This window comes from Marimonas arenosa, assembly GCF_030848945.1.
Lineage (GTDB): Bacteria > Pseudomonadota > Alphaproteobacteria > Rhodobacterales > Rhodobacteraceae > Marimonas > Marimonas arenosa.
Genome location: NZ_JANHAX010000002.1, coordinates 348,893 through 365,698, shown reverse-complemented (window position 1 = coordinate 365,698; position 16,806 = coordinate 348,893). Strand labels below are relative to the sequence as shown.

General features: G+C 59.6%; 13 protein-coding genes. 7 read left to right on the top strand and 6 right to left on the bottom strand.

Going from position 1 to position 16,806, the window contains the following annotated elements; all coding sequences use genetic code 11:
- Nucleotides 1-6 precede the first annotated feature (6 nt).
- The 4 genes from ggt to NO357_RS08010 are packed head-to-tail and all read right to left on the bottom strand — an operon-like array spanning nt 7 to nt 4,427.
- Nucleotides 7-1,620: a gamma-glutamyltransferase gene (gene ggt / locus NO357_RS08025; protein ID WP_306735118.1), complete on the bottom strand. Its 1,614-nt coding sequence runs from the start codon at nt 1,618-1,620 to the stop codon at nt 7-9.
- 4 nt (nt 1,621-1,624) lie between these two features.
- Entirely contained in the window at nt 1,625-2,494 is an 870-nt protein-coding gene (locus NO357_RS08020) for an ArgE/DapE family deacylase (RefSeq protein WP_306735117.1), read from the bottom strand.
- The gene (locus NO357_RS08015; RefSeq protein ID WP_306735116.1) at nt 2,491-2,907 is read right to left on the bottom strand and encodes a hypothetical protein; all 417 of its coding nucleotides are present in this window, start codon (nt 2,905-2,907) and stop codon (nt 2,491-2,493) included. The genes NO357_RS08020 and NO357_RS08015 overlap by 4 nt, the downstream gene beginning before the upstream one ends.
- Nucleotides 2,904-4,427, bottom strand: coding sequence for a M81 family metallopeptidase (locus NO357_RS08010; protein WP_306735115.1), 1,524 nt, complete (start codon nt 4,425-4,427; stop codon nt 2,904-2,906). Before NO357_RS08010 ends, NO357_RS08015 begins: the two co-directional genes overlap by 4 nt.
- Before the next feature lie 232 nt (nt 4,428-4,659).
- Here NO357_RS08010 and NO357_RS08005 point away from each other — a divergent pair, with 232 nt between their 5' ends.
- From NO357_RS08005 to NO357_RS07985, 5 genes are all read left to right on the top strand, one after another.
- Nucleotides 4,660-6,249 (top strand): ABC transporter substrate-binding protein, encoded by a 1,590-nt coding sequence (locus NO357_RS08005; RefSeq protein ID WP_306735114.1) that lies wholly within the window; start codon nt 4,660-4,662, stop codon nt 6,247-6,249.
- Nucleotides 6,250-6,306: 57 nt separating this feature from the next.
- The gene (locus tag NO357_RS08000) at nt 6,307-7,251 is read left to right on the top strand and encodes an ABC transporter permease (protein ID WP_306735113.1); all 945 of its coding nucleotides are present in this window, start codon (nt 6,307-6,309) and stop codon (nt 7,249-7,251) included.
- On the top strand, nt 7,251-8,138 hold the full coding sequence (locus NO357_RS07995) for an ABC transporter permease (RefSeq protein WP_306735112.1): 888 nt from the start codon (nt 7,251-7,253) through the stop codon (nt 8,136-8,138). The genes NO357_RS08000 and NO357_RS07995 overlap by 1 nt, the downstream gene beginning before the upstream one ends.
- Nucleotides 8,135-9,766 carry an ABC transporter ATP-binding protein gene (locus tag NO357_RS07990; RefSeq protein WP_306735111.1) on the top strand — a complete coding sequence of 544 codons (1,632 nt, stop codon included), beginning with the start codon at nt 8,135-8,137 and terminating at the stop codon, nt 9,764-9,766. Before NO357_RS07995 ends, NO357_RS07990 begins: the two co-directional genes overlap by 4 nt.
- Nucleotides 9,767-10,292: 526 nt before the next feature.
- Nucleotides 10,293-11,147: a cation efflux transmembrane domain-containing protein gene (locus NO357_RS07985; RefSeq protein ID WP_306735110.1), complete on the top strand. Its 855-nt coding sequence runs from the start codon at nt 10,293-10,295 to the stop codon at nt 11,145-11,147.
- A 315-nt stretch (nt 11,148-11,462) separates the two neighbouring features.
- On the opposite strand, the gene NO357_RS07980 is transcribed toward NO357_RS07985, so the two are convergent.
- Nucleotides 11,463-13,085, bottom strand: coding sequence for a tetratricopeptide repeat protein (locus NO357_RS07980; RefSeq protein WP_306735109.1), 1,623 nt, complete (start codon nt 13,083-13,085; stop codon nt 11,463-11,465).
- On the opposite strand from NO357_RS07980, the gene NO357_RS07975 reads away from it, so the two are divergent.
- Together NO357_RS07975 and NO357_RS07970 are read left to right on the top strand one after the other, a co-directional pair.
- The gene (locus NO357_RS07975) at nt 13,065-13,460 is read left to right on the top strand and encodes a hypothetical protein (protein WP_306735108.1); all 396 of its coding nucleotides are present in this window, start codon (nt 13,065-13,067) and stop codon (nt 13,458-13,460) included. The genes NO357_RS07980 and NO357_RS07975 overlap by 21 nt on opposite strands.
- Before the next feature lie 218 nt (nt 13,461-13,678).
- On the top strand, nt 13,679-14,596 hold the full coding sequence (locus tag NO357_RS07970; RefSeq protein ID WP_306735107.1) for a ketopantoate reductase family protein: 918 nt from the start codon (nt 13,679-13,681) through the stop codon (nt 14,594-14,596).
- An 81-nt stretch (nt 14,597-14,677) separates the two neighbouring features.
- On the opposite strand, the gene NO357_RS07965 is transcribed toward NO357_RS07970, so the two are convergent.
- Nucleotides 14,678-16,567, bottom strand: coding sequence for an elongation factor G (locus tag NO357_RS07965; RefSeq protein ID WP_306735106.1), 1,890 nt, complete (start codon nt 16,565-16,567; stop codon nt 14,678-14,680).
- Between the last annotated feature and the right edge of the window lie 239 nt (nt 16,568-16,806).

The window sequence follows — 16,806 nt, the reverse complement described above, 5'->3', positions numbered from 1 at the left end:
CCTTCCCTAAACCCTGACGCCCAGGGCGACGCCATCATGCCCCGGATCGGCCCCGCCTGTCAGCTTCTCGTTGTCGATCCGAATGCCGTGAACCGCACCAATGTCAAAGGTCATCGCCGAGCGGATGATCTCGTAGCCTTCGGCCTGCAATGGGTCCGTCAGGTAACCGGGGATTCGGTTGGTGACATCGATGGCGTTGGAGGTTGCCGAAAACCGTGGGGCAGAAACCGCCTCGGTCATGCTCATGTCGAAATCCATCACGTTCAGAAGCGCCTGTAACACCCCCATGGCGATCTGGGTGCCGCCGGGGGCGCCGATGACAATGCGGGGGGCTCCGTCGCGCAGCACAATCGTGGGGCAAACCGAACTGAACCGCGACTTGCCCGGCGCGATTGATCCGGCGCGACCCGGACGAGGGTCAAACACCGCCATGCAGCCATTATACATAAAGCCAAGCCCGTCGGTGATCACGCCTGACGGCATGCCCAGAGAGTGTGTCATGGTCACGCACATGCCGGTGCTGTCGACCACCGCCACATGGGTGGTGTCCTTTGGTTCGGGCTGACCCAAACGCGTCACCTGCATCTTTTCACCGGCGCGGATGCGGGCGGCGATCAAAGCGGCATAATCCTTTTGGGTCAGGTGGGCGGGGATGTCGACAAAACCCGGGTCTCCGACATGGGTGTCCTTGTCGGCGGTTGCGGCCTTCATCGCCTCGGCGACGATGCGAATGTAGTCGGTGCTGTTGTGACCCAGGGCCGTAAGGTCGAAATTCTCAAGGATGTTGAGCATCTCGACCAGCATGATACCGCCGCCGGGCGGGTGGTTGGTGGCAATGTCAAACCCGCGATAGCTGCCGCGAAGGGGCGCTTGCCTTGTGGTGCGATAGGCTTCGAGATCAGCGCGCCGCAGCAGGCCACCATTGGCGGTCATGTCGGCGTCGATACGTTCGGCGATCTCTCCGCGATAGAACACGTCAGCCCCGTCACGGGCGATCAGGGCAAGTGTGCGGGCCAGATCGGGATTGGCGACGTGATCGCCGATTTTCTTGACCGAACCATCGGCGCGGAAATAGGCATTCCGCCCGGTTTGGGAAAACCCAATCCTTTCGGCCACATCGACCCGGCCCATATCGGCCCCGTAGGTCCACCAGTAATGGACATGCGGGCGGACAAAGAAACCGGCCTCTGCCTGCGCAATCGCCGGGGCACAGATGTCGGACCAGTCCCAGGTTCCGAAATCCCGCACCGCCTCGAAATAGGCCAGAAGTGATCCTGGTGCCGTGACCGCCTGATAGCCGACATCGTTGACATATCCGTCCAGCACAAAGCCAAACCCGTCGCGGGCTTCGCCCTGCAACTTGTCCTCCCACATCTCCGGCGTCGCCAAAAGCGGGGTCTTGCCGTGAAAGTCGATGCAGCTATGGCCTTCTTTGGGGGCATAGATCTGCAGCGATCCGAACCCGGCGATACCGCACATCTGCGGATCGACAATGCCCTGAACCAGCGCTGCAGCCATTGCGGCATCGACCGCGTTGCCCCCTTTCATCAGCACTCGCGCGCCGGCTTCTGAGGCTTCGGGCTGGGCCGTGACGATCATCGCGTTCGGTGGAAGGGGCATGGTTTCAAATCCTGTTCAGGCCGCACCAATCGGCAACAAAGAGCGCCACTGTTTTTGTCACGCGGCGCAAAGAGGACAGGCTGACTTTTTCGTCGAACCCGTGGATATTCTGCGAGACTGGTCCATAAACCAAGGCCGGGCAGTCATCGTATAGCATGAAAACCCGGCCATCGAGATAGGCGGTTGACGGGCCGGAGGTCAGCTGGGCATCAAAAACCGCGCGATGGGCGGCAATCAGCGCGGCCTCGGCTGGGGTGCCTTCGGGAAGCTCGTACCCCTTGGCGAAGAACCCATTATAGCTGACCTCGGCGGGGTTATTGGAGAGAAACGGATGCTCATGGCAGGCCCGGTCCAAGGCCTGTTCGATGCGCCAGGCAAGATCGGCGGGTTCGGTGCCGGGAAAGAGCGAAATCCGCAGATCCAAGTCACACCACGCCGGAACCGACGAGGCCCAGTCGCCACCGGAGATCTTGCCGACATTCAGGTTTATGGGATGCGGATGATCGGCGAAATGACGGCTGCCGGCCTTTTCGGCATTCAACTCGGCCTCCAACACCCGCAACTGCCGGATGATGGCATAGGCGGCCTCGATTGCGTTGGCCCCCGATCCGGCTTCGGCGACATGAACCGGGTGCCCCCGAACCGAAATACGAAACCAGATCACCCCGAGATTGGCGCGCACCAGATCGTGGTTGGTCGGTTCGGTGATGAGGGCCGCCTCGGCGCGATAGCCACGCACAAGGCAGGACAGGGTACCGTTGCCGGTACACTCCTCTTCGGTGACGGATTGCTGGTACAAGGTGGCGGCGGGTTCCCAGCCCAACCGACGCAAGGCGTCCACGGCAAAGATGTTTGCCGAAATGCCGGCCTTCATGTCCCCGGCACCCCGGCCAAACATCCAGTCCCGTCTATGGCGGGATCAAACGGATCGCGTGCCCACATGTCACGCGGCCCAACCGGCACCACGTCGATATGCCCATTTAGGATCACTGAGCGGCCTTTGGTTTGTTTCGGGGTGTGGGTGCCGACCACGTTGATGGCGTTGGAATAATCCACGCAAACCGGAGAAAACCCGGGATGGTACTTGATTTCGTTGACGTCGATGGCCCAACGATCCATGCCATAGCCGCGCGCGGCCAACGCGCCATGCACCATTTCCTGAGCGGTATGCTCTTGACCGCGCAGCGACGGATGCCGGACAAGATCCTGAAGCCAGGCAACTTGGGCGTCGAACCCGGCATCGACACTGTCCGAAATCTCGCGTGCGAGGCCGGGGTCAAGGGTCATGGCTTGCCATCTGGCGCAGGGCCTTTGAAAACTGGGCCGTTCGGGCCGAGGCGCAGGCCGGGGCGCAGTCGGGTGTAAGGAATCGTGTCGATACGGCAGGGGTTGGCACCGGGCGCTTCGACCAGGATCACCTCCTCTGCAATCGGCTCGTAGGCGGCAAGAAAGTGGATGGCGCTTTTGACCACGATCATCTTTTGGGTCTCAAGTTCTACGCCTATGTGGCGCAACATTTCCTGATCTGCGTTCTGCGCCCGGTTCGAACTGACAACGATGGTAATGTCCGCACCGCCCTGACGCACACCCAGCCGGGCGGTTGGCCCGAGATTGGCGGTCAGCCCGCCAAACATCGGGCCGGTGCACACAAACTGCCCGTCCGAAAGCTGTTCCACGGTTGCATGAACCGGGATGGCCGGGCCGCCGCTGTCCGGAAACTGCCCGCCGATTTCGCAATCGATCGTGGCGCCGACTCCGGCGGCATGGGCCTTGGCGGCAGCTTTCGGATCCCAGATCATCCCGATGGTGCCGGTTGCATTGCCCCTTAGCATTGCCGCCAGCAAACCGGTGGCGTCGCCCGGCGCACCGGCCCCGGGATTGTCCTGCGGATCGGCGAGGATCACCGGCTTTGGCCCATTCGATTCCATCGCGCGACGCACGGCGGTGGTGGCAGAAACGAGCCCTGTGTCAAAACTGTCCTCGGCCTCTTGCAGGGCGGCCAGCATCGTGTCGGCGGCGACATCAACGGCCTGTTGGTCGGTGCCACAGGCATAGACGGAGGTCCCGCAATCGTGGATATCGGCCGGAGGAAACCCAAAGGCGAAATCAACCGAAGAGACACCAGGCCCGGCCAGGCCATCCAGCATGCCGTATAGCCGCGCGCCGGGCTGACGTCGTGTCGATTGAGCGGTGATCGGAATGATGTAATTCAGTTGCCGAAACGCGGTGGCAAAGGGCGCGTCCCGGTCAAGCAAACTGGCCAAAAGCCCGGCTGCGCGCGCACCGGTGGCGCCCATATCGATGTGGGGGTAAGTGCGATAAATGGTCATGCAAGATGTCAGCCGCACGAATTCAGGCGACAGGTTGCCATGCAAATCAAGGCTGACGGCGACCGGCAGGTCCGGGCCGACGACCTCGCGGATGCGGCGCAACACCTCGGCCTCGCCATCGTCGTGGTCTTCGGTCACCATGGCGCCATGCAGGTCGATATAGACGGCATCAATGTCTTTTTCAGATGCCAGCCGGGCGCACAGGGTTCCGGTGATCCGGTCAAAGGCATCGGTTGTGACCAGACCGCCGGGTTCTGCGGCGGCATAGAGCAGCGGGACCAGTTCGAATTCATCCCCCGCGTCAACAAATCCACCCAGCGGCACGTTCAGACCGCGCGCTTGGTCAGCCGCCTGTGCGCCCTCGGCATAGGGGGGCCAGGCACCGGGTTTCACAAAGCAATCCCAGGTTGTCGGGAACGGGGCAAAGGTGTTTGTTTCGTGCTGAAATCCGGCGATGGCAATCCGAGGTTTTTTCATCGCGTCACCGGTTTGCAACCGGCATTCGGTACTCCGCAAAGCTCTGCATGACGCGCTCCTGATGCACTGTTCCCATGTCATGGTGGGCGCAAGAAGGTTGCTCCGTCAAGTCCCGGACACTCCCCACAAACCAATTGACTCGTGCGATATCGGCGGCATTAACTAACCCCATTGGGCAATGTAAACTCAATAAAAACAAAGACAATGCCTCAACAATAAGGGAGAGTTAGAAATGCTACGATGGACGAGACGCCGGGTATTGGCTGCGGTTGCCATAGCAATTTCGCTGAATTTCGGCGGGATTGCGGCGACACAAACAACGGCTGAAACCGTCTTGCGGGTCATTCCGCATGCGGACCTCAAGAACCTGGATCCGATCTGGACGACGGCCTATATCAGCCGCAACCACGGCTATCTGATCTATGACACGCTGTTTGCGATGGACGAAAACTTCGCGCCACAACCACAGATGGTTGAAGACTGGACCACATCGGAAGACGGGCTGACATGGACATTCAACCTGCGCGCCGGATTGAAATGGCATGACGGCGCACCGGTGACCGCCGCGGACTGTGTTGCCTCGCTGGAACGCTGGGGCAAGCGCGACGGTATGGGCCAGCAGCTGTTTGGCGTGATCGACAGCCTGACCGCGAGCGACGAAGACACAATCGTCATGAAACTGACCGAGCCTTACGGGCTGGTGCTTGAATCGATTGGAAAAATTTCATCGAACGTGCCCTTCATGATGCCAGCACGGGTGGCTGCAACCGACCCGTTTGAGCAGATCGAAGACTACACGGGCTCGGGCCCATTTGTCTTCCAGAAGGACGAGTGGGTGCCCGGTTCTACCGTGGTCTACACCAAGTTCGAAGACTATGTACCACGGTCCGAACCCCCCTCTGCAGCGGCTGGCGGCAAGGTCGCCAAGGTGGACAAGGTCGTATGGACCTACTTCCCTGACCAGACAACAGCGCTAAATGCCCTGATGGCAGGGGAAATCGACTTTTTCGAATCTCCATCCAACGACCTGATGCCGATTCTCGAGGCAAACCCGGACGTAACGGCAGAGATCAACGACCCGCTTGGAAACATCGGGTTTGCGCGGTTCAACCACCTGCTGCCACCGTTTGACGATGTTGCTGTTCGCCGTGCTGCGCTCATGGCCATGAAGCAAGAGGACTATCTGGCCGGCGCCGTGGGTGACCAAAAATTCTGGAAGACCTGCTATTCGGTGTTCCCATGCGGCACGCCGCTGGCGAATGACGTTGGCTCTGACATCATGTCTTCAGGCGATCTGGAGGCCGCGAAAGCGGCTCTGGCAGCCACGGATTATGACGGCACGCCGGTTGTCATCATGCAGCCGACGGACATACCACTCTTGTCTGCGTTCTCACTGGTTACCGCCGAGAACCTTCGCAATATCGGCATGACCGTGGAAGTACAGGCGATGGATTGGTCGACGCTGACCTCGCGTCGTGCCAAGCGTGACCCGGTTGCCGATGGCGGCTGGAACATGTTCCACACCTGGTGGATCGGTGCTGACGTGATCGACCCGATGGCGATCGCCTTCTCGGGCAACCCCGAAAAAGGGTGGTTCGGTTGGCCAACGGACGCCGAGCTTGAAACCGCACGTTCCGCTTATGCCAAAGCTTCGTCTCTTGAAGAGAAGCAGGAGATCGGTCGCAAAGTGCAGGAACGGCTCTGGGCCATTGGTGCTTCGGGTGAGCTTGGTCAGTTCTTTGTGCCGGTCGCGTACCGCAACAATGTCAAAGGGCTGATTAAATCTCCGGTACAGTTCTTCTGGAACATGTCTGTCGAATAAAATCATGCCCGGTCGCGCCATCAGGTGCGGCCGGGCGGCTAAACGGTGGGGCGCGGCATGTATTTCTATATCTTGAAACGTATTCTATCGACGATCCCGGTCATGATAATCGTCGCGTTGTTTGTCTTTTTGATGCTGCGCCTGGCACCCGGCGATCCGGCTGCGGTGATTGCGGGCGATTACGCCACCGCCGAAGATGTGGAACGGATCCGCGAACAGTTGGGCCTGAATGAACCTATTCCGGTGCAGATGTACAAATGGGTGGCGCAACTGGCCAGCGGCGATCTGGGCACGGCGATTTTCTCCAAGCTGCCGGTGACCACGCTGATCGGTCAGCGGCTTGAACCGACGCTGTTGCTGGCGCTGAGCACCATTACCTTCACCGTGCTGGTCGCCGTGCCGCTGGGCACGCTTGCAGCCTACAAGGCAGGCAGTTGGGTCGACAGGTTTGTCATGCTGTTTTCGGTAGCCGGGTTTTCGGTGCCGGTTTTCGTGCTTGGCTATGTTCTGATCTACCTGCTTTCCATGCAGCTTAAGATATTGCCGGTGCAGGGCTACAAAAGCCCGTTCGAACACGGTTTCATCGAGTTTTTCCGCCACATAATTCTACCGACCCTGACACTTAGCGTGATCTATATCGCGCTGATCGCACGGATGACCCGCGCCTCGGTACAAGAGGTGCTGCAGGAGGACTATGTTCGCACCGCCCGCGCCAAGGGGCAAAGCGAGTTCAAGATCCTGTTGCGCCACGCCTTGCGCAATGCTGCGGTGCCGATCGTAACGGTTATCGGCCTAGGCATCGCGCTGATGATCGGCGGTGTGGTCGTGACCGAAAGCGTCTTTAACATTCCGGGTCTGGGCCGGCTGGTTCTGGATGCGGTACTGGCGCGTGATTATCCGGTGATCCAGGGGCTGATCCTGTTTTTCAGCTTTGTCTACATCCTGATCAACCTTCTGATTGACCTCAGCTACACGCTGTTTGACCCGCGGATACGCTACTGATGACCGATACGAACCAAGACCAGTTGATGTCTGATTCCGTGCTTTCGCAGCGCGAAGATCCAGGGGTGCTGAGCATGATGCTCAATAACCGCGCGATCTTCTGGGGTGGCTCACTGCTGTTATTATTCGCGCTGATCGCCATTTTCGGGCCGCTCTTCACCGCCGATCCGGCGGCTTTGAACCCGATAAAGAGGCTGAAGCCACCGTCGGTGGAAATCTGGTTTGGGTCCGATTTTCTGGGGCGGGATATTTTTGCCCGGGTGATCTATGGCGGTCGTATTTCGCTGGTGGTGGGAATTGCCGTGGCGGTGATCGCGGTGATCATCGGGCTGTTTCTGGGTCTGGTGGCCGGCTATGTCCGGGCCCTGGATGCGGTGATCATGCGGGTGATGGACGGGTTGATGTCAATCCCTGCAATCCTCTTGGCGATTGCGCTTATCTCGCTCTCGGGTGCGACCCTGAGCACGGTGGTGATTGCCATCGTCATCCCGGAGATTCCGCGCGTGGTGCGCCTGGTGCGGGCTGTGGTTTTGACGGTGCGCGAAGAGCCTTATGTCGAGGCCGCCATTGCCGCTGGCACAAGGCTGCCGCTTATCATGGTCCGTCATATTCTGCCCAACACGATTGCCCCGTTGATCGTGCAGGCCACATATGTTTGCGCATCGGCAATGCTGACGGAATCAATCCTTGGTTTCCTCGGGGCGGGTATCCCGCCGGAAATCCCGAGTTGGGGCAATATCATGTCCGAGGGGCGGACCTATTTCCAGATCAGCCCGTGGATCATTTTCTTCCCGGGCATCGCGCTGGCGCTGACCGTGCTGGCGGTGAATATCGTGGGTGACGGGCTGCGTGATACGCTGGATCCGAGAATTGCGAGGAAGATGTGAGCGAAGGCAAAGCCAAACCTGTTCTTGAAATCAATGGGTTGACGGTCCGTTTGCCGGAAGGCGCGGATCGCGAATTTGCAATCGAAGATGTCACGCTCAGTGTGAGCGAAGGTGAAATTGTCTGCATCGTCGGCGAGTCAGGTTCGGGCAAGTCAGTAACCGCCTTTACGGTTATGGGTTTGATTCCGAAGAAGGACCTGACTCCGGTTGCCGGCGAAGTGTTGTTGCAAGGCGAAGACCTGCTGAAAAAGACGGATCGTCAGATGCGCGCCATGCGCGGCGAAAACATGGCGATGGTGTTTCAGGAGCCGATGACGGCGCTGAACCCGGTGATGAGGGTCGGCGATCAGATTGCCGAGCTTCTGGAAATTCACACAAACATGTCCGGCACGGCCCGCAAAAAGCGGGTGATCGATGCGATGAAAGATGTAAGTCTTCCTGATCCGAACAAGATGTACCTTTCCTATCCTCACCAGCTTTCGGGCGGACAGCGCCAGCGGATCATGATCGCGATGGCTTTGGCATTGGAGCCGCGACTGCTGATCGCGGACGAACCGACAACTGCGCTCGATGTAACGACCCAGGCCGAGGTTCTGGAACTGATCAAGGATATTCAGCGCCGTCATGGCATGGGCGTGATGTTCATCACCCATGATTTCGGCGTGGTGGCCGATATCGCTGACCGGGTGGTCGTGATGCAGAACGGCAAGATCGTCGAGCAAGGCACCCGCGACGAGATCATTGCCGCACCCAAGCACCCCTATACCAAGATGCTGATTGGATCGGTTCCCAGCCTGACCCCGCCAGCTCATTCTCATCCCGAAACGGACGATGCCGCGCTGAAGACCCACGGTTTGAACATGGTTTATGGACGTCATGGCTTTTTGCAGAAGGGTCGGTTGGTTCACGCGGCGCAAGATGTGGAACTGGTCGTGCGCCGGGGCGAGACTCTCGGCGTTGTTGGGGAGTCCGGGTCTGGCAAATCTACTGTAGCGCGCTGCATCGTGCGTCTGATCGACCCGACCAGCGGCGACATCGATATAGAAGGCGTAAACATTGCCACGATGCCCGAGCGCGAGTTGCGCGCTTTCCGTCAGCAAATCCAGATTGTATTCCAGGATCCATACCGGTCTTTGAACCCACGCCGCACGGTGGGCCAGTCGATTGTCGAAGGACCGATGAATTATGGCCTTGGGGCGGATGAAGCACGGGTGCGCGCCGAAGAACTGATGCGTGTGGTCGGGCTTGCTCCCGAGGCTCTTGACCGTTTTCCACATCAGTTTTCAGGTGGTCAGCGCCAACGAGTTTGTATCGCGCGGGCGCTAGCAATGGAGCCAAAGGTTCTTATCGCGGATGAGGCGGTCTCGGCGCTGGACGTATCGGTGCAAGCGCAGGTGCTTCGGCTGCTGCGTGATGTGCGCGAACGCTACGACCTTGCAATGTTGTTTATCACCCATGACTTGCGGGTGGCGGCGCAGATATGCGACCGGATCATGGTGATGCAACATGGTGTGGTTGTAGAGGAAGGGCGCACGGAAGAGGTCTATGCCAACCCGCAACATCCCTATACACAGAGCCTGCTTGCCGCTGCACCGGGGCGCGATGTGGATTTTGCCCAGCTTGTCTAAGCAAAGCCTGAAGTTTTGTCAGAGAAAACCGGCGGGTTTTGCATATAATGACACGGCTTGAGACCGACTGGAGGATTTCGTTGCCTTCCCGCACTGTCAGATATCCCGCGTTTCGGCTTCTTGCTTGTTCTTGAAAAACGGCGTGTCCGGCAAGCCATACCAAACACTCCAGCTTCACAGAAAAGGTAAAAGTGTTACGACCTCCCGTTGAACGCACATCAGTTGTCGGACATCGGTAGGATTGCAGCAAATTGGCGCCTTGCCCTGCGGTGTGTGAAGTCATGGTTTCGGAATCGCTGCGCATTGCATGAATGGCCGAATACCCCACTGCGAGGCAGCGTGTAATCTTTCGCCGTTGCAGCGAATTTGCTGCTGCGAGCGCACGCAGCGAGAATTTGACACTTCTGCTGTGGGCTCAAAGCCGCCGTTCGCTGCGACCTGTTGGTATAACTGCTAAGCGGGACTTTGCGGACCTTGGCAACATCAATTACATTCGAAGACTGCCGCCTGATTGCCGGAGGACCATTTGACCACGACAATACGATACCGCGTGACCGGGATGGACTGTGCATCATGTGCAGCGAAGGTCGAGAAAGCCGTGCGCTCGGCAGGTGTGGCGGACCCGACAGTTTCGACGACGTCTCAAGTGCTATCGCTAAATGCCCCATTGGATGAAGAACGCCTTGCGCGGGTCGAGCGGGCCGTCGCAAACGCAGGATATCATCTTGATCGTTTGCTTGGGTCATCAACAGATCGACCCGGAAACGGTCAACATCACACTTCGCCAGAATACCGCCGTGCACTCTGGATCGTGATTGGCCTTAACGTCGGATATGGCATCGTCGAGATAGTTGGTGGCTTCCTTTCTGGGTCGCAAGCATTGAAGGCCGACGCGCTCGATTTCCTCGGAGATGGACTGATCACCTTGCTTGGTGTTCTTGCCATCGGATGGGGCCTGCTCTGGCGAGCGCGCTCGGCCCTCATACAGGGACTGTTTCTCGGTGCGCTGGGCTTGGGTGTGGTAGGTGACACCTTATGGCGTTTCTTCTCGCAGCAGCAGGTTGAAGCCGGGTTGATGGGTGTCTTCGCTCTGGTCGCCCTCGTAGTGAATGTAGTGGCGGCGTTGGTACTGATCCCGCACCGTGCCGGGGATGCGAATGTCAGGGCGGTCTGGCTGTTTTCGCGAAACGACGCAATTGGAAATGCCGCTGTCGTGGTGGCGGCCGGTCTGGTCGCATGGACACACACGGCCTGGCCCGACCTGATAACTGCCATCGCCATTGCGGGCCTTTTCCTCCATTCATCTTGGATTATTACCCGGGACGCATGGCGAGAGATCGCGAACGTTCATTCCGAACGATTGAACTATAACGGATGCTAACCAGCGGAGTCGGCCGAGACCGGCCATGCAGCTCATCGGTCGGTGACGCAGCGCGGCATCACGGAAGCGGCGGTTCTTGCATCATGCAGCATTTCTGACGTGCCAACGACCTTACTGCGCGACTAAGCCGGTTTTCTGATCAGCTTTCGGGTCAAGTTAAGCCAGGACCGACCACCACGTCGTACCAACCGGCTTGCTCCAGACAGCACACGCGAATATGCTTAAGACTCACGTCCAATACCCGCTTGAAAACCAATTGATTTGCGGGCTGGCAAAACCTCGTACTATTTCGCCTATATCACTACACATACAAACTCAGTTATTTGGAATCAGTTCATCGAACTTCTTGAGAAGTTCCAGATAGTCCGGGTCGTGGTTCCACGAGGGCAAGCCTTCCAGCAGGATGTCCTTTGATAATCCGGGATGCGCGGCAAGCCATTTCCGGCCCGCGTCGATGGCGGCCTCGCGATCCCCCTGTAGCCACCGTGTCCCGAATAGCATGCGATAGGCCCAGACCGCGCGCGGCGCAGCTCTCAGGCCTTCCTCTATCAACTCGATTGCGCCATCAAAATCCTTCAACACACGCAGGCACGCAGAGCGGCCAAACTGAATGTTGAAATGAAACGGGTCGAGCGGGCTCAGGGCTTCGGCGCGGTCAAACTGTTCAAGGCCTTCCTTGGGTTTGCCGAGGTAACAGGAAATCCATCCCAAACGAAGCCAGGCCCAGGCATTGTTTGGATCAATGCTAAGCGCCCTGCGCGCAAGATCGTTCGCCGTTGGAAAATCTTTCAACGCCAGTGCTGCAGTGGCGCTGAGCGCAGTCAACGCAGGTGCATGATCGCCTACCTGCGGCAGCGCTGTTTCAAAGTCGACGCGCGCAGCGGCGCGGGCCCTTTCGGGCTCCATCGTCCAAAGGTAGCAGCAGCTATGCGCAAAACACCAGGACCGTTGAGCGCGGGCGACACCATAGTCGGGCGCCTTGTTCAAAGCGGCATCCAGCAAGAATACCGCCCGGTCGTTTTCGATGGAATCGTGGACCCAAAAATGGGGAAGCGCGGTCAATACGAGTTCGTATGCGGATCTATTGTCCGGCGGCTGGCGTCTTGCGCGTGCGATCTCGGCGGCCCGCAGATTGGGTGAGATTTGCCCGGCCACCTGTGCCGCTATCCGGTCCTGAAGGTCGAACAGGTCGTCGAGGCGATCATCGAAACGCTCTGCCCACAGTGTATGCCCGTCTTTGCCGCGCACCAGCTGAACGGATATCCGGATGCGATCGCTCGATCGCCGGACGCTGCCTTCGAGCAAATAATTGCAGCCCAGCAATTCCGATGTCTGCTGAACCGTCAGCGACTGATCCTTCAAAGCAAAGACTGATTGACGCGCGATCACGTGAAAAGCCTGCACACGACTTAGTGCGCCGGTGATTTCCTCGACAACGCTTTCGGCAAGCATGTCATCATCATCGGTACCCAGTTTCTGGAAAGGCATCACCGCGAGCGATGGTTGGTCTTCCCGGCCTCCGGGTATGATCTTCTGAGGTTGCGGATTCTCGTCCGGAGCCCATGAGCGTTCAAGGCGCAGCCAGTCCTCGAAACCCTCGGAGCGCAGATCAAAGCCCTGCAGAAACTCTCCTTGGTCGCGCGAAATTTCGATCAGGTCCGGCTCCAGCCAAACGGCCTGCCTGTTCGCCTGCAGGAGGTTTTCCGGCAGCACTTTACGCAGCACGGCTAATTCCTGGCGTAGCGATGCACGGGCCTGCTCTTCGGAGCGGTCAGACCAGAGCAAATCTGCCAACGCAGCGCGCTCTGCACGCTTGCCGGGTTGGCAGGCCAGATACGCAAGCGCGGCCTGCCCCCTGCGGCTCAGGCCACCGATCGTTTGCCCGTCCGGCTCGGTGAGCCTGAAGGGGCCAGTCAGGTGGAGCGTGAGCTTGGACATGTTCGCGCCGTCGTTTCTTGCATTCAGGCTGAATTTTTTACGGAACTATTGCACGAACAGGTCAAGATTACAGCACGGTTCTTACGCTGCTTTTACGGTGTGCTGGCAAGCTTCAGGCATGAACAACATGCAGCCGGAGGACTAAAAATGGCTTACATTACATCCGAAAAACTCTCTCGTCAGGTTCCGCTGGTCAAGCTTGCCGGTCGTTTCTTGACGCGCATACGCCGCGCGCGCCGTACGGCACGGGACAAGCGTATCATGGCGCAACTCCCCTCCGACAGATTGGCGGATATGGGGCTTCCGAAGGTCACGGATGCGAACAGCCGCTCAAGTGGAGAAGCAGGGGATATCCCTCGCGCAGACATGTGGTGATGCCTGTCTTCTCGCGTCGGGCTATTTCGGTGATCTGAGGTGAACCAGCGAGCGGTCTTACACTGTCAGGACGCAAAGACGCTGTCGGACCTACGGCTTTCAGACAAGTTGCAGGATGCCAAGAGCGCGAGATCTCAATCCGATGCGCAGAAGATTTTGGGGGAATGCCGGGCGGGTGCTATGGTCGTGCCGAGCCTGACCAGCTTCAGGAGGATCATATGCGTATTGCGACGATGGCGACCGGCGGGATTGGCGGCTTTTTGGCCGTCAGGTTGACCAATGCAGGGCATCAGGTGGCAACGATCGCGCGTGGCTCGCATCTTGCGGCGATCCGGGACAAAGGTTTGACACTCGATGGTCCGTCTGATCTCGAAGTCGTGCGGCCCTGGATCGCCACCGATGATCCGGCGGAAGTCGGCGAGGTTGATGCGATAATCTTTGGCGTCAAAGGCGATGCGCTTGAAGACGCCGCCAGAGCCTACCTGCCGATGATCGGATCGCAGACCGTGGTTATCCCGTTTCTCAATGGTGTGGAAGCTGCAAACCGTTTGCTCGAGATCCTTCCGGAACAGAACGTCGCGAACGGTACGGCGCAGGTGTCGACGACCATCGCGTCCCCGGGCGTGATCAAACAAACCGGAGAGTTCAACGTCTTCACATTTGCCGAGCGCGACAGTCGCCCATCCGAACGCATTGACGCAATGCGCAAGGCAATAAACGAAGCTGGATCCTCCGCCCCCGAAACAGACGATATTGAGCGGGATGTCTGGTCGAAATTCGTACTGTTCTCTGCGGTCTCTGGTGTCACGGCCGCGGGGCGGTGCACTGTAAACGAAATCGTCAATATCCCTGAACTCGGTGCGCTGTTCCGTCGCGTCGTGTCGGAAACCGCTGCGATCGGCCGCGCCATGGGCGTAGCCCTCGCTCCAGATATCGAAGAGAAGACCTGGGCCATGGCGAACCGGCTGCCACCTGCTATGCGGGCCTCGACGGCGATTGATTTGGAAAAAGGTCTACCTCTGGAGGTCGAATGGATTTCCGGGGCGGCAGCAAGGCTCGCGGCCAAGGCCGGGAAAAGTGCGCCTGCGAATGAAACGCTCTATGCGATCTTGCTGCCGCACATAAGTGGAAGGTAGTGACGCGCTGATAGACTTCGGTTGATGTCCGCCATTGGCTCAGAGCGGCCGTTGCTCTAGCAGCTTCGTATTGGACCAAAACTAGTGCACCGCCTCGTAGTGATCCAGCTCGGCGCTGAACCAGGCGGTTCCGCGAGTCGTCCCACCCAGTGACTGGGCGAGGTCTTCCAGCGCGGACATCGGCAGCAGGGCCCGGAACACTTCCCAGCCCGAGGCCTCGGGATGGTTCTCGAAGCCCTGAACCTGACCCTTGAGCCCGCTTACCAGCTGCACCAGCCCGCCGGCAAAATTCGACGGGACCTGGATATCGACCTGCATGATCGGCTGCAGCACCATGGTGCCGGTCTCGGACAGAGCCTCGCGCACGGCGGCCTTGCCGGCGGTGCGGAAAGCATAGTCGGAACTGTCCACCGAATGCGATTTGCCGTCCTTCAACGTGACCTTGACATCGACCACCGGGTGCCCCGCCGGACCCTGCAACAACGCCTCGCGCGCCCCGGCCTCGACCGAGGGGATATAGTTTCGCGGCACCGCGCCGCCTTTGACCACCTCTTCGAAGACGAAGCCCGAGCCCAGCGGCATCGGGGCAATGTCGATCAACACGTCGGCGAACTGTCCGGCGCCGCCGGACTGTTTGCGGTGACGGTAGTGCTTTTCGACCCCTTTACGGATCGTCTCGCGCAGGGCGGTGGGCACCTCGCTGGCTTCGACCTTGATGCCGAACCCGTCGTCCAGCTTCTCGGTGATGCGGCGCAGGTGCTGCGGCCCGTGAACGCCCACCACCACGTGCCCTACTCCCTCGTCCTGCGACAGGGTGACCCCGAGGTCGATCTCGGCGATCCGGCCTAGCGCGGTCGAGAGCTTGGCCTCGTCGCGTTCTTTGACCGGCTGCACCATGCGCCGCAGCCCGGGCGGGTGCGGCTGAGCCCAGCCGGGCAGATCGACCGTACCGTCGGCGGTGAAGAAGGCGCCCAGGCTCAGGTGGTCGCTCTTGATCGCGAGCCCGATCTCACCGGGTTTCAGGGTATCGAGCTGGGTCTTGGTGTCCACGTCGGCAAGGTTGCCGATCGCGCCACCCGCGAGGCGTGCGCCGGCCGTGACACCGCCGGCCAGCGCGCGGATCAGCACCGCCTTGCCGATATGTTTCAAGTTGTCGGCCAGGGCGCCCGCTGCCAGCACGTCGCCCGACAGCGCCATCCGCTCGCGCAGCGCGCCCATCTCAGGCACCTCGTGACGCAGCGATTTCATCATCCGAAGGATGCCGTTGCCGTTGGTGGCCGAGCCCAGCAACGCCTCGACCAGGTCGTGATGCTGCAGCGCGCGGGTGGCGATGTCGTAAAGTTCCTCGGTGGGCGGGCGCTTGTCCTCGATGATCTCTTCCAGCAGGTGGTCGTCGAGATCGGCCAGGGATTCCAACAGTTCGGCTCGGGCCTCCTGCTCGCGCGCCCGCATCTCTTTCGGCAGCTCCACCAGCGACGAGCGTTCGCCGTCATGGTATTCCCAGGCCCGCTCGGAAATGAGGTCGATCGACCCCACCGTCTTGCCGTCGACCCGCATCGGCACCTGGCGCAGGATGATGCCATGGGCGCAATAATGCTGCAGTTCGGCGATGATGTCGCTGATCCGGTCGGTGGTGTTATCGATCCCATTGACGAAGATGAAGCTGGGGATGCCCGATTCTTCGAGGATGCGCAGATAGGGCGCGCTCAGCACCGCCGCGTCGACCGCCGCCGGCACACACAGAATCGCCGCATCGCACGCCGCCAGAACGTGACCGACCTGGGCCATGTTTTCGAGCCCGCCAGGCACGTAGAACCCGGCCCAGTCATCGCCCATGAACGAAAACTTGGTGACGCTGGCCCCACCCATCAAGGTCAGCGACTGGCTGCGCCCGCCGTCCAGCCCGGCCAATGCCTGAATCAGCGTGGCTTTCCCCGATTGCGATGGTCCGATAACGGCAAAGGCTCTCATGGCCGGTCCCTCCTGATGGTTCTTGCCGTATCGTCGGACAAAGGCCCGCCGGCGGTCAAGCATATGCGTTCGTGTTAGTCTAGACGGCGGGCGCAAAACCTGTCTTTGATTTGGCGCAGACAAAACCGGGACCGGCTGGACTGGTGGACAAATCGATCTGTATACCATTGCACACGTTTTTCGGGCTGTCGTGCCCGCGAAAGGCTGGTAAACAGCCTGTCGACTCCGCTGACCACGCA

Excerpts from the sequence above, each read along its gene's own strand:
- ggt (WP_306735118.1), bottom strand. The coding sequence starts at position 1,620 with ATGCCCCTTCCACCGAACGCGATGATCGTCACGGCCCAGCCCGAAGCC.
- NO357_RS08020 (WP_306735117.1), bottom strand. The coding sequence starts at position 2,494 with ATGAAGGCCGGCATTTCGGCAAACATCTTTGCCGTGGACGCCTTGCGT.
- NO357_RS08015 (WP_306735116.1), bottom strand. The coding sequence starts at position 2,907 with ATGACCCTTGACCCCGGCCTCGCACGCGAGATTTCGGACAGTGTCGAT.
- NO357_RS08010 (WP_306735115.1), bottom strand. The coding sequence starts at position 4,427 with ATGAAAAAACCTCGGATTGCCATCGCCGGATTTCAGCACGAAACAAAC.
- NO357_RS08005 (WP_306735114.1), top strand. The coding sequence starts at position 4,660 with ATGCTACGATGGACGAGACGCCGGGTATTGGCTGCGGTTGCCATAGCA.
- NO357_RS08000 (WP_306735113.1), top strand. The coding sequence starts at position 6,307 with ATGTATTTCTATATCTTGAAACGTATTCTATCGACGATCCCGGTCATG.
- NO357_RS07995 (WP_306735112.1), top strand. The coding sequence starts at position 7,251 with ATGACCGATACGAACCAAGACCAGTTGATGTCTGATTCCGTGCTTTCG.
- NO357_RS07980 (WP_306735109.1), bottom strand. The coding sequence starts at position 13,085 with ATGTCCAAGCTCACGCTCCACCTGACTGGCCCCTTCAGGCTCACCGAG.
- NO357_RS07970 (WP_306735107.1), top strand. The coding sequence starts at position 13,679 with ATGCGTATTGCGACGATGGCGACCGGCGGGATTGGCGGCTTTTTGGCC.
- NO357_RS07965 (WP_306735106.1), bottom strand. The coding sequence starts at position 16,567 with ATGAGAGCCTTTGCCGTTATCGGACCATCGCAATCGGGGAAAGCCACG.